The 12,423-nt window shown below is 66.1% G+C and carries 10 protein-coding genes; 5 read left to right on the plus strand and 5 right to left on the minus strand.

What is annotated here, in order from left to right:
• Positions 1-57 precede the first annotated feature (57 nt).
• The gene (locus tag ACZLZY_RS03325; protein WP_472932026.1) at positions 58-639 is read left to right on the plus strand and encodes a DUF1236 domain-containing protein; all 582 of its coding nucleotides are present in this window, start codon (positions 58-60) and stop codon (positions 637-639) included.
• 131 nt (positions 640-770) lie between these two features.
• Here ACZLZY_RS03325 and ACZLZY_RS03330 read toward each other — a convergent pair whose 3' ends face one another.
• Positions 771-1,046 carry an Rdx family protein gene (locus tag ACZLZY_RS03330; RefSeq protein ID WP_472932027.1) on the minus strand — a complete coding sequence of 92 codons (276 nt, stop codon included), beginning with the start codon at positions 1,044-1,046 and terminating at the stop codon, positions 771-773.
• A gap of 87 nt (positions 1,047-1,133) precedes the next feature.
• Positions 1,134-1,859, minus strand: a complete 726-nt coding sequence (gene msrA, locus ACZLZY_RS03335; RefSeq protein ID WP_472932028.1) for a peptide-methionine (S)-S-oxide reductase MsrA — start codon at positions 1,857-1,859, stop codon at positions 1,134-1,136.
• Between the two features lie 330 nt (positions 1,860-2,189).
• On the opposite strand from msrA, the gene ACZLZY_RS03340 reads away from it, so the two are divergent.
• The 4 genes from ACZLZY_RS03340 (at position 2,190) to ACZLZY_RS03355 (ending at position 8,061) form a co-directional block, all read left to right on the plus strand.
• Positions 2,190-5,000, plus strand: coding sequence for an ABC transporter transmembrane domain-containing protein (locus ACZLZY_RS03340; protein ID WP_472932029.1), 2,811 nt, complete (start codon positions 2,190-2,192; stop codon positions 4,998-5,000).
• 215 nt (positions 5,001-5,215) lie between these two features.
• Positions 5,216-5,677 carry a cyclic nucleotide-binding domain-containing protein gene (locus ACZLZY_RS03345; protein ID WP_472932030.1) on the plus strand — a complete coding sequence of 154 codons (462 nt, stop codon included), beginning with the start codon at positions 5,216-5,218 and terminating at the stop codon, positions 5,675-5,677.
• Positions 5,678-5,744: 67 nt separating this feature from the next.
• A complete protein-coding gene (locus ACZLZY_RS03350; protein WP_472932031.1) occupies positions 5,745-6,632 on the plus strand; it encodes an MBL fold metallo-hydrolase in 888 nt (295 codons plus the stop codon).
• Positions 6,616-8,061 (plus strand): adenylate/guanylate cyclase domain-containing protein, encoded by a 1,446-nt coding sequence (locus tag ACZLZY_RS03355; RefSeq protein WP_472932032.1) that lies wholly within the window; start codon positions 6,616-6,618, stop codon positions 8,059-8,061. The genes ACZLZY_RS03350 and ACZLZY_RS03355 overlap by 17 nt, the downstream gene beginning before the upstream one ends.
• Before the next feature lie 86 nt (positions 8,062-8,147).
• Here the strand turns inward: ACZLZY_RS03355 and ACZLZY_RS03360 are convergent, their stop codons facing one another.
• The 3 genes from ACZLZY_RS03360 to ACZLZY_RS03370 all read right to left on the minus strand — a co-directional run bounded on the left by ACZLZY_RS03360 (position 8,148) and on the right by ACZLZY_RS03370 (position 12,422).
• Positions 8,148-9,308 carry an ABC transporter permease gene (locus tag ACZLZY_RS03360; protein ID WP_472932033.1) on the minus strand — a complete coding sequence of 387 codons (1,161 nt, stop codon included), beginning with the start codon at positions 9,306-9,308 and terminating at the stop codon, positions 8,148-8,150.
• Positions 9,305-10,303, minus strand: a complete 999-nt coding sequence (locus ACZLZY_RS03365) for an ABC transporter permease (RefSeq protein WP_472932034.1) — start codon at positions 10,301-10,303, stop codon at positions 9,305-9,307. The genes ACZLZY_RS03360 and ACZLZY_RS03365 overlap by 4 nt, the downstream gene beginning before the upstream one ends.
• 160 nt (positions 10,304-10,463) lie before the next feature.
• On the minus strand, positions 10,464-12,422 hold the full coding sequence (locus ACZLZY_RS03370; RefSeq protein ID WP_472932035.1) for an ABC transporter substrate-binding protein: 1,959 nt from the start codon (positions 12,420-12,422) through the stop codon (positions 10,464-10,466).
• Position 12,423: the final 1 nt, after the last annotated feature.

Raw genomic sequence — 12,423 nt, forward strand, 5'->3', positions numbered from 1 at the left:
CATGGAACGACGAGCAGGGTTTTGACCCCGAAGGACATGCTCCAAAGGATCAAGCCCATGCGCAAGTTTCTCCTCTCGACGGCCCTTATGGCCGTGATAGCCGGCCCGGCGCTCGCCCAAGGGATCATCGTCGATCAGGGCGGGCCATCGGCGGGACCCGTCATCGCCGTGGTGCCTGCACCGCCGTCGGTTCGCCGCTACGTCGTCGACAATCCGACCCCGCCTGTCGTGCTCGAAGGACGTATCAGCCAGGGCAGCGTCGTGCCCGTCGACGTGCAACTCACGCCGGTGCCGGAACATCCCGGCTACGTCTATTTCTACGATGCCGACAACCGGCCGATCGTCGTCCGGGCCGAGGACCGCCAGGTGGTTTACGTCGACGAAGACGGCATTCCGGTCGAAGAAGGGGCGCTGGCCGCCGCACCGGACGACATGCCGGACGAACTCATCGGCTACGTCACCGACAATCCGCTAGACCCGGTGGCGATCGATGGCGATGTCGAAATCGGCTACGAGGTGCCCGCCAGCGCCGAACTGCAGCCGGTCGAGGGTTATGACGGCTATTCCTACTTCTACCATGACGGCCGTCCCTACGTGGTGAAGACCGCGGAACGGCGCGTCGTCTACTACGCCCGCTAAGCCGAAGGCACATCGCCCCGCCAGACATAGAAAGGCCGCGACACTTTTGGTGTCGCGGCCTTCGTTTGTTCAAAGGTCAGACTCTGAGATTTTGCGTGCTTGGTAGCGCGTCCTAAGAACGGTAACTTGGCTCAGCGGTCGTTGTGGCCGAGGTCGCGGCCGGGATCCATCCGGTCGCGCACCCGCTGCTTCAGCACCTTGGCCTCCGGAAAACCGCCATCGCGCTTGCGCTCCCAGATGACGTCGCCGTCATAGGCGATCTCGAATACACCTCCGGTCCCCGGCACCAGCGAGACCTCGCCGATGTCGGTGCCGAAGGTGGAGATGAGCTCTTGCGCCATCCAGCCGGAGCGCAGCAGCCAGTGGCACTGGGTGCAGAAGGTGATGGTGATCTTCGGTCCCGCCATGTCCGTCTCCTCCGGCGATTGCCTGAAGGCGAAGAGATGGCGGCACGGCGCGCCTGTGGCAAGCACCGACGCCCGCTTGCGCTGTGATCAGCTCTTGGCGTCGGCGACCAGCACAGGACTGGCCCGGAACATCGCGGGGAAGACCTGCTTTAGATTATCGATCTTCGGCTGGTCGTTGACGACGATGTACGGGTATCTCGGATTCTGCGCGAGAAAATCCTGGTGGTAGGCTTCGGCCGGATAGAACTTCGCCGCCGCATCGGTCCGCGTCACGATCTTCTCTCCGAACACGCCGGCCTTGTCGAGCTGGGCGATGTACTTCTCGGCAATGGTTTTCTGCTCCGGCGTCACCGGAAAGATCGCCGAGCGGTACTGCGTCCCATGGTCGGGCCCCTGGCGGTTCAGCTCGGTCGGATCATGCGCCACCGAAAAGTAGATCTGCAGGATCTGGCCGTAGGTGATCTGCTTCGGATCATACGTCACCGCCACCGTCTCGGCGTGGTCGGTCGAGCCGGTCGAGACCTGCTCGTACGTCGCCGTGTCAGCCTTGCCGCCGGCATAGCCGGAAACGGCGTTCTCGACGCCTTTCACGTGCTGGTAGACGCCCTGCACGCCCCAGAAGCAGCCGCCGGCGAGGAGCGCCGTCTCCATTCCCTTGGCCCCGCTCTCGTCGACCGCCGGGGGCGGGATGATGACGGCTTGCTCGGCCGCCTGCGCCGGCAGCTGGCTGACAAGGGCGCCGCCCCCGGCAAGCAGTGCGAGCGTCAGGGCGGCGATGCCGAAACGTTTCGTCAGATGGCTGTTGGCGGACATCGGTCCACTCCTTGGTAGCGTGAGAGGCGACAGGGCGAAGATGACGGAACCATTGGCGTCCGGACGGGCCAGCCGCGCGTGGAGCTGTCCCGCAGGCTGCATCGGGTCTTATTCTGCAGAAAATGGTCGCTCGCGCGCTCTCCCGCAAATCACAGCTGCGGCACGGCACTGCAACCGGTGTGGCGGGTCGGGACCAAGCCGGAGGTGAGCTGAGAAGGAGCGGGGTCGGCGGTACGGCAACACCTTTGCGATGGCGAGGGCGCTATTCTGGCGCCGCGTTCGCCGGACTGCTAGCATCGCCTCTCGCGAATCCAGGATATGACGGCGCCGATGTCAGTTTCGCTCTACCGTTATGCTTGGCTTCACACCAAGAAGCAGCAGATCTGGATGCTGTTCGTGGTCGTGGCCTCGATCCCGGCACTGTTCCTGTCGCTGAACCTTCCCAAGCTGATCGTCAACGGACCGATCCAGGGCCAGGGTTTCGAGGAGGGGGCGTCCGCGACGCACAACTATCTCGGCTTCTCGATTCCGCTGCCCGATTTCATCGGCAACGACCTGCCGGTGTTCGGCGGATTCGACCTCAGCCGCTTGCATGCGCTCTACCTCCTCAGCGGCCTCTTCCTGCTCTTGGTGATCATCAACGGCGGGTTCAAATACTACCTCAACACCTACAAGGGCCGGCTCGGCGAGCGCATGCTCCGGCGGATGCGCTACGAGTTCGTCGACCTCGTCCTGCGCTTCCCGATCCTGCGCTTCCGCCAGCTGCGCTCGCCCGAGATCGCCTCGATGATCAAGGACGAGCTGGAGCCGATCGGCGGCTTCATCGGCGATGCGGTGGTGACGCCGGTCTACCTGATCAGCCAGGTGCTCACCGCCATCGTCTTCATCTTCGTGCAGAGCTTCACGCTCGGCCTCGTGGCGCTCGGCGTGATGATGATCCAGGTGGTGCTGATCCCGCGCATGCGACGGCGCCTGCTGGTGCTCGGCCGCCAGCGCCAGCTCACCGCCCGCCAGTTCGCCGGCCGGGTCGGCGAGATCGTCGAGGGCATCTCGAGCGTCCACACCAACGACACGTCCAATTACGAGCGGGCCGGGGTGTCCGAGGAACTCGGGCGGATCTTCCTGATTCGCTTCGACATCTACCAGTGGAAGTTCCTGGTGAAGTTCCTCAACAACTTCCTCAGCCAGGTCACGCCTTTCATCTTCTATCTCTTCGGCGGCTATTTCGCGATCACCGGCCAGCTCGACATCGGCCAGCTCGTCGCCGTCATCGCCGCCTACAAGGACCTGCCCTCGCCGCTGAAGGACCTGATCGACTGGGACCAGATCCGTCTCGATGTCACCGTGAAATACGAGCAGGTGGTCGAGCAGTTCGACATTGACGACATCGCCGAGATCACGCTGCAGGAGCCGTCGAAGGCGGTGGTGGGGCCGCTCGCCGCGGGCTTCGTGCTGACCAATGTCAGCGCGCAGGACGAGTCGGACGGCCGACTGTTCGAGGAGGTGACGCTCGACCTGCCGATCCACCAGAAGGTGGCCGCGGTCGCCGCGATCGGCGAGGGGGCCGAGCATGTGGCGGAAGTGCTGGCGCGGCTTCGCCCGCCCGGCGCCGGACAGTTGACGCTGAACGGCACGCCGCTCGCCGCCCTGCCGGAGGCCGTCACCGGCCGCCGCATCGCCTATATCGACGCCTCCACCTATTTCCCCCGGACCAGCCTGCGCGAATCGCTTCTCTACGGCCTGAAGCACTACCCCGTCGGCCATGTCGAGCGCCCGAAGGATCGCCAGGAGGCACTGCTGCGGCACGAGACCCGGCTGTCGGGAAACACGCTGCTCGACGTTCGCGACGAGTGGATCGACTACCAGGCGATTGGTCTTTCCTCTGCCGCCGATCTGAACGGGCGGATCGCCACGGTGCTCCGGCTCGTCGTCCTCGACCGCGACGTGCAGCTCTTCGGCCTGCGCACGCGCGTGCCCCAGGCCTTTGAGGAGGAAGCTGCCGCGACCATCCTGCAGGCGCGGCACGCCTTCCGCGAGCGGCTGAAGGCCGAGGGCATGGAGGCCTATGTCGAGCCCTTCGATCCCGACCGCTACATCGTCAACGCGACGATCATGGAGAACATCGTCTTCGGCGCCCCGCGCGATGCCCGGCTCGGCCTGTCGCAGTTCTACGTGCATCCCTTTGCCCGGGAGACGCTGCGGGCCACCGGTCTTGCCGCCAGCCTGTTCGAGATCGGCCGCGATATTGCGGCGACGATGATCGACCTGTTCGGCGACCTCGAGCCCGGCAATCCGTTGCTGCAGCGCATTTCGGTGATGACGGCGGAAGAGCTCGGCGACTACCGTCAGGTGCTCGCGCGGGCCGCCGGTCGGAGCTACGAGCAGGCAGCCCAGCCCGAGCGGGCCGCCCTCGTGCGGCTGGCGCTGAGCTATATCGAGCCGCGCCACCGCCTCGGCTTCATCGACGACGCCTTCATGGCCAAGGTGGTGGAGACGCGCAAACTGTTCCGGAAGGAGATCCCGCCCGAGCTGGCAGAGGTGCTGGTGTTCAACGAGCCCGAGGAATTCAACCCGGCCTCCAGCATTCAGGACAACGTGCTCTTCGGCCGCATCGCCTACGAGCTCGCCAACGCCGGCGAGGCGGTCGAGGGACTGCTGCTCAGGAGTTTCGAGGAGATGGGGCTCGGCGGCATCGTGCAGGAGGCCGGACTGTCCTACGATCTTGGCGCCGGCGCCAAGCGCCTGTCGCTCGGCCAGCAGCAGAAGCTCGGCCTGGCGCGCGCGCTGTTGAAGGCGCCGGACTATCTCATCGTCAACCGCGGCCTGTCGGCGCTCGACCAGGAGAGCCAGTCGAAGATCTGCGCCTCGACGATCGCGTATGGCTCACAGGCCGAACAGCCTTTCGGCACGTTCTGGGTGCTGTCGGCCGCTGCCAACGCACAGCATTTCGAACGCGTCGTCGAGTTCAAGGGTGGCCGCGTCGTCGGCGACGAGCCGGTGACATCCGAAAAGCTGCCGGAGTTCGTCGAGGAGGTGGAGGCCGAACAGGCGGCGGAAACGCCGGCCGCAGAGAAGCCGCAACCGGTCGGCGAGGCGGATGCGGCGCCGCCACGCGTCGCTGCCGATGCGGCAGCTGAGTAACCCGGCGCCGCGCCGGGGCCATCCGGCCGCCGAAGCCGCTTCTTTGCCGGGCTAACGGTGGTCCCGGCAAAGCGAAGACTTGTCATGCGGGGTGGGATGACCGACAGTCCCCTCGACATTACATGGATGTCATCGCTCTTTCGCACGTTTGCGCGAATGAGACGGTGGCACGCTGCCAGCATGCGTAATTATCTCTCGCGGAGATCGTGGTCGTCATGAGCCTTTTGAAGAACGAGGTCGATATTCTGCGGCGCGTGCCGCTGTTTTCCGGCGTCGATGCTCCCAAGCTGAAGCTCCTGGCCTTCACCTCCCAGGTCGTGCGCTACCGCGCCAAGGAGAAGCTGTTCGCACAAGGCGATGCCGGCGACAGCGCCTATGTCATCCTCAGCGGCAAGGCGCGGGTGTTTGCCGACACCGACCGGGGCGAGATCGAGCTGGCCGAGGTGGGCGAGACCGACTTCGTCGGCGAGATCGCCATCCTCTGTGACGTGCCGCGCACCGCCACGGTCGAGGCGACCTCGGACCTGACCGCCCTGCGCGTCAACAAGGAGTGCTTCGGCGAGCTCCTCACCACCTTCCCGTCGATGGGCATCGCAATGCTGCGTGAGCTTGGCTTCCGCCTGAGCCGCACCACCGCGGACCTCGTCGCGGCGGAGTCGCGGAACGCGCACGGGTGATCGCTGTCCGCACGCGCATGGACACGGCCGGGTGCGCCGGCAAAGGGCCTGACGAGGGCATTCTTCAGTGAGCGACGACGGTGCGGAGGCGTTCAGCGTCAAGGTCTGGGGTGCTCGGGGCACGCTGCCGGGGTCGGGAGACCGGCAGCGGGTCTACGGCACCGAGACGTGCTGCGTCGAGATGCAGGTCGGCGGCCACCGCCTGATCTTCGATGCCGGCACCGGGATCGTGCCGCTCGGCTGGCAGCTCGCGGTGGAGGGCACCTGCGACATCGACCTGTTCTTCAGCCATGTCCATTACGACCACATCATGGGCCTGCCCTTCTTCGTGCCGCTGTACCGCAAGGGCTGCGCGATCTCGGTCTCGGCGGGGCATATGCTGGACGGGCGGTCCTGCGCCGACATCGTCACCGACTACATGCGCGCGCCCTTTTTGCCGATCACGCCGAAGGTCTTCGCCGCCGACATCGACTACCGCACCTTTGCGCCGGGCGACGTGCTGCATCCGCGTGACGGCATCCAGATCTCGACGGCCCGGTTGCAGCATCCGAACGGCGCCGTCGGCTACCGCGTCGCCCATGCCGGCAAGGTCGCGGCCTACGTCACCGATACCGAGCACGTGCCGGGCGAACTCGACGCGGCGGCGCTGGCTTTGTTCGAAGGGGCCGACGTGGTGTTCTACGACACCACCTACAGCGATGCGGAGATGGAGCGGCACAAGGGTTTTGGCCATTCCTCCTGGCAGCAGGGCGTGCGCCTGGCCGAGGCGGCCGGGGCGAAGCGGCTGGTGCTCTTCCACCATTCGCACATCCGCGACGACGACGAGCTGGCGCGGATCGAGGCGCAAGCGCAGGCCGCGTTTCCGGGTGCCATGCTCGGCCGGACCGGCCTGACGCTCGACCTGACGCTCGAGCCGGATCGGGCGCCGGCCACCGCCGATGTCGACCTTGGATGAGAGCCCCGACACCGCGCGGGTGAGCGGCCGGATCCGCTGGGCGGAGATCGCCGCGCAGCTGCGCGGAGGTTCGAGCGCCGAGACGCTATCGCCGACCATCCAGGCCCGCGTCGTGCGCCGCGACGATGTCGGCGAGGTGCTGGTGAAGATCATCCAGCTGTTCGTCGTCTCCTTCGTCTTCGGGCTCTACCTCATCGCCCCGCGGCCCGACGATGTCGGCATGCTGTCCTCGCCGACGCCCTATTTCTTCGTGGCCTATCTCGTGGCGACCTCCGCCGGCCTTGTCTGGGCGCTGCGCCCGCCGGTGCCGTCCGCCGTGGTCTACGCCTCGATCGCGCTCGATTTCATGCTGCTCTATCTCTTGATCTGGAGCTTCCACAAACAGTACGGCCAGCCGCCGAGCTTCGTCCTGAAGTCGCCGACGATGCTCTACGTCTTCCTGTTCATCGCGCTGCGCACGCTGCGCTTCGAGGTCCGCTTCGTCATCGCCGCCGGCGCCATGGCCGCCATCGGCTGGCTCTGCATCCTCGGCTGGGTGCTGATCTTCGATCCCGAGCACGCGGTGATCACCCGCAACTACGTCACCTACCTCACCAGCAACATGGTGCTGCTCGGCGCGGAAGCCGACAAGATTCTGCTGATCGTCCTGGTGACGGCGATCTCGGCGCTGTCGCTGACGCTCGCCAAGCGCCTCCTGGTGTCCTCGATTTCGGAGGCGGAGGCGGCTGGCAATCTCGCGCGCTTCTTCGACCCGACGGTGGCGGGCGACATTCGCGGCCAGGCGATCGACATCGCGCCGGGTGGCGGCACGTTGCGCGAGGCGTCGATCCTCAATGTCGACCTCCGCGGCTTCACCACCATCGCCGCGCGGCATCCGCCCGCCGACGTCATCTTCATGCTGGCAAGGGTCCAGGCCGTGCTCGTGCCGATCATCCGCGCGCATGGCGGCACGATCGACAAGTTCCTCGGCGACGGCATCATGGCGACCTTCGGCGCCGTCCGGCCGTCCGAGACCCATGCGGCTGATGCGCTGCGCTGCACCGAGGCGGTCCGCGAGGGCTTTGCCGGTTTCGTGCGGGCGGAGGGGCACGCCTCCTGGTTCGCCGCCGACGGCATCGGCGCCGCCGTCGTCGCAGGGCCGGTGATCTCGGGGCTCGTCGGCGTCGAGGGGAGGCTGGAGTTCACGGTGATCGGCAGCGCGGTGAACCTCTGCGCCAAGCTCGAGAAGTTCAACAAGGAGATCGGCTCGCTGGCGCTGACGACGCGGAAGACGCTGGCGAAGGCGGAGAGCCAGGGATTTGTCCCCGGCCGGTCGCTGATGCGGCAGCATACCGCCATTCCCGGCGTCGAGAGGCCGGTCGAGATTGTCATCCTGCAAGCGGGATCGACGCCGCGCCCCACACCGCCGCCATCCCGCGACGCCCTCTAGGCCTTGAACAGCAGAGCGTTTCTCCCGTGTCCCATCGGATGGCCGCCTCACCGCGGCGCTGCCTTGCCGCAGCGCCGGATGCTGTCTCAGTTCGACGAGTGGGGATCGACGGCGTCTCGCAGGCCATCGCCCAGGAACGAGAAGGCGAGCACCGTTAGCATCACCGGCAGCATGGGCAGCAGCAGCCAGGGATAGAGCGCCACGGCCTCGATGTTCTGCGCCTCCGACAGGAGAACGCCCCAGGAGGTGATGGGCGGGCGGAGGCCCAGGCCGAGGAAGCTCAGCGCGGTCTCGGCGAGGATCATCGAGGGGATCGACAGCGAGGCCGAGGCGATGAGATGGCTCATGAAGTTCGGCAGGAGATGGCGCGAGATGATGCGGCCGGGCGTCGCGCCCATCACCACTGCGGCGGCGGTGAAGTCCTCCTCGCGCAGCGACAGAAGTTTGGAGCGCACGGCGCGGGCGAGGCCCGGCCAGTCGAGGAGGGCCAGGATCAGCGTGATGCCGAAATAGACAAGGATCGGGCTCCAGGTCACCGGCAGCGAGGCCGACAGTGCGAGCCACAGCGGCAGTTCGGGGATCGAGCGCAGCGTCTCCGTCGCCCGCTGGACCCAGTAGTCGATCCTGCCGCCGAAATAGCCGGCGAGGCCGCCGAAGAAGAGGCCGAGCGCGAAGGAGATGGCGACGCCGACGAGGCCGACGGTCAGCGAGATCCGCGCCCCGTGGATCAGCCGCGACAGCATGTCGTGGCCGAGCCGGTCGGTGCCGAGGAGGAACATCGTGCCCCCCTCCGGCGGGCAGACGAGATGGAAGTCGCCGGGGATGAGACCCCAGAAATCATAGCGGTCGCCGCTGCAGAAGAAGCGGATCGGCATCGGCTTCGACGTGTCGGGGGTGTAGTTGCGCTGCAGCGTGTCGAGGTCGAGCACGCCCTTCATGTCGTAGACGAAGGGGCCGACGAAGCTGCCCTCATGGAACAGGTGGATGCCCTGCGGCGGCATGAAGATGTGCGAGGTGTTGCGCGTCTCCAGCCCATAGGGCGCGATGATCTCGGTGAAGAACACCGTGAGATAGGCCGGGACGAGGAAGCACAGCGCGATCAGCGCGATCCGGTGCCGCTTGAAGCGCCACCAGATCAGCTGGCGCTGCGAGGCCCGCATGTACTTCTCGGAATAGACCGAGCCTTCCGCGATGGTGCGGTCGGGATCGAAGGGCGCGGTGGAAACGACGTGTTCGAGCCGGCTCATGCCTTGCGCTTTCCGGTCAGGCGGACGCGCGGGTCGATCATCGCCAGGAGAATATCGGAGACCAGCATGCCGACGACGGTGAGGACGGCGAGGAACATCAGGAACGAGCCGGCGAGATACATGTCCTGGCTGCGCAGCGAGGAGAGGAGCATCGGCCCCGTCGTCGGCAGCGACATCACCACCGAGACGATCACCGAGCCCGACACCACTTGCGGCAGGAGCGTGCCGATGTCCGAGACGAAGGGATTGAGCACAGCCCGCAGCGGGTACTTTCGCAGGATCTTGCCCTCGGGCAGCCCCTTGGCGCGGGCGGTGACGACATAGGGCTTCTGCAACTCGTCGAGGAGATTGGCGCGCAGGCGCCGGATCATGCCGGCAGTGCCGGCCGTGCCGATCACCAGGACGGGCACCACGAGATGGCCGATCAGCGAACTGGTCTTGGCCAGTGACCACGGCGCGTCGGTATAGACCGGGTCCATCAGGCCGCCGACCGAGATGCCGAAGAAGGTGTTGGAGGCATAGAGCAGGATCAGCGCCAGGAGGAAGTTCGGGGTCGCCAGGCCGATATAGCCGAGGAAGGAGAGGCTGTGATCGGCGACGGAATACTGGTGCGTCGCGATGTAGACGCCGACCGGAAACGACACGGCGTAGATGAAGAGGACGGTGACGAAATTCAGCAGCAGCGTCAGGAACAGGCGGTCGCCGACCACTTCCGAGACTGGCATGTTGTACTCGAAGGAGTAGCCGAGATCGCCGCGGAACAGCCCGGTGACCCATTCGAAATACTGCAGCGGCAGCGACTTATCGAGACCGTACTGCTCGCGCAGGAAGGTGATGCGGTCGTCGGTGACGGACTCGCCCGCCGCCCGGAGCTCGGCGATATAGGTGGTGAGATAGTCGCCCGGCGGCAGCTGGATGATGATGAAGACGAGCACCGAGATCACCACCAGGGTGCCCAGCATCGTCAGGACGCGGTTGGAGAGATAGCCGAGCATGGGGCCTCGAGGCTGGGGCTGGCGGGAGCGCCATGCCGGACTTGCCGTTTCAGGAGGGGCGTCATGCCGGAGCCTGAACGCGAAGGGTGCGAAGAAGCCCCGCGGTTGGCGGGGCCTCCAGTCTCGTGCCCGGCCTGCTGCCAGGTCTTAGATGGCGCCCTCAGGGCGTCGCGGCCGCCTGCTGCTGCTGGCCGTCGCCGAAGTAGAAGGTGTCCGGTCGGTAGACGCCGAAGAACGCCCCCGGGTTGAAGTTGTAGATCGCCGTCTGCGGCACGTTCTGCAGCTTGTTCGACACCACCACCACCTGGTCGACGCCCGAGACGATGCCGATGCGGAAGGCCTCGTCGGCGCTGATGTCGAGCATCCGCTTCCAGATCGCGGCCTTCGCCCCCTCGTCCAGCGTCACCTTCCAGGTGCTGTTCAGCGACAGCAACTGCTGCACAGCCGGCAGGTCGGGCGCCTGGCCCATCGAGCCCTTGGTCTCGTAGTACTGGCCCCAGAGCGGCCACTCGTTCTGCTCGGAATTGGTCGCGGCCATCTCGCCGGGATCGCTGTCCGGCGTCGGATAGGCGTTCTCCATGCCGGTCCACACCGACATCAGCGTCGCGCCGGAGCCAAGGCGGCGCGAGAGCGTGTCGCGCTCGGTCGGCTTAGCGAGGATCTTGATGCCGATCTTGCGGTAGTCCTCGGCAATCAGCCCGAGCACGTCGATTTGCTCGAGGTCCTCGCCCGCCGTCTCGACGACGATCATCATCTGGCGCCCATCGGGCAGCATGCGGATGCCGCCGGAATCCTTCTCGGTCAGGCCGAGCCCGTCGAGCAAGGCGTTCGCCTTGTCGGGATCGTAGCTCGCCCATTTCTTGGTGCGTGCCTCGTCGTAGAGCGGCGAGCCCGGCAGCACGGTGTCGGTGATAGGCAGCGCCAACCCGTAATAGATCGCCTGGTTGATATCCTCGCGGTTGAAGCCGATCGACAGAGCGCGGCGGAAGTCGCTGTTCTGGAAAAGCTTGCGCCATTCCGGATCCTCGCAGTTGAGGTTCGGGTAGAGCGCCACCTGCGCGCCCTTGCCGTTCTTCCAGCGGCGAACCTGGTAGTCGTGCCGGGGCGCCGCCTGCTTCAGGAAGGCGTAGTTGCCGAAAGACAGGTAGCTCGCCTGCAGGTCCGCCTCGCCGGCGCCGGTCTTCGCCGGCACCAGGCGCGAACTCGCGATCGTCATGGCGACCTCGTCGATATAGGGCAACTGGTGCCCGGCGGTGTCGACGCGGTGGAAATAGGGGTTGCGGGCGAAGATGAAGCGGTCCGACGGCGGCTCGGTCGCCAGCACCCAGGGCTGCAGCGAGGGCAGGTCGGGATTGGCGTTCTTGTAGGACTGGTCGTACTTGAAGTGCAGCGCCACCCAGTTGCGCTGGCCCTTCTTTTCGACGAGCGCCGCCAGCTTCTCCGGATTGGCGTATTTCTTGTGGAATTTCTTGAGGTAGTGGGCCGGGCGATAGATGTCCAAGGGCTGCGCGCCGGCCAGCGCCGGCAGGAAGAAGGGATTGGGTTTCGCCCATTCATAGCGGATCGTCACGTCGTCGATGAAGGTCATGGTCGGCGGCTTGCCGTCGACCATCAACTCGCGCGGCGGCCCCTTGGCGCTCATCTCGGGATTGTTGACGATGTCTTCCCAGTAATAGCGGAAGTCGTCGGCGGTGAAGGGCTCGCCATCCGACCAGCGGTGACCCTTGCGCAGGTGGATGGTGAAGATCCGGCCTTCCTCGACGTCGATGGCGCGGGCGATATCGGGCACGATCTCCTGCTCGGGCGTATAGCCGGCAAGCCGGGCATAGCCGTAGACGACCATGCGCCTGGTATCCTTGGCCTGTCCCTCGACCAGCCGCAGCGTGCCGCCGTACTCGCCTTGGGTCGCGCCGCGCGCGGCCATGTCGACCACCAGCGGCTCGGCCGGCACGCGCTCGGTGATCGGCGGCAGTTCCTTGGCCGCGACTTTCTCCGCGAAGACCGGCTGTTCCTTCATGTCGGCGGCAAAAGCCGTCGCCGACAGGAGCGCGGCGGTGAGGGCGCCGAGCGCCGCGACGCGCAGGCGCCCCGAACGGGATGGGGATGGCGCGAAGAACATC

The sequence above is a fragment of the Mesocryomonas lacus genome (assembly GCF_055730135.2).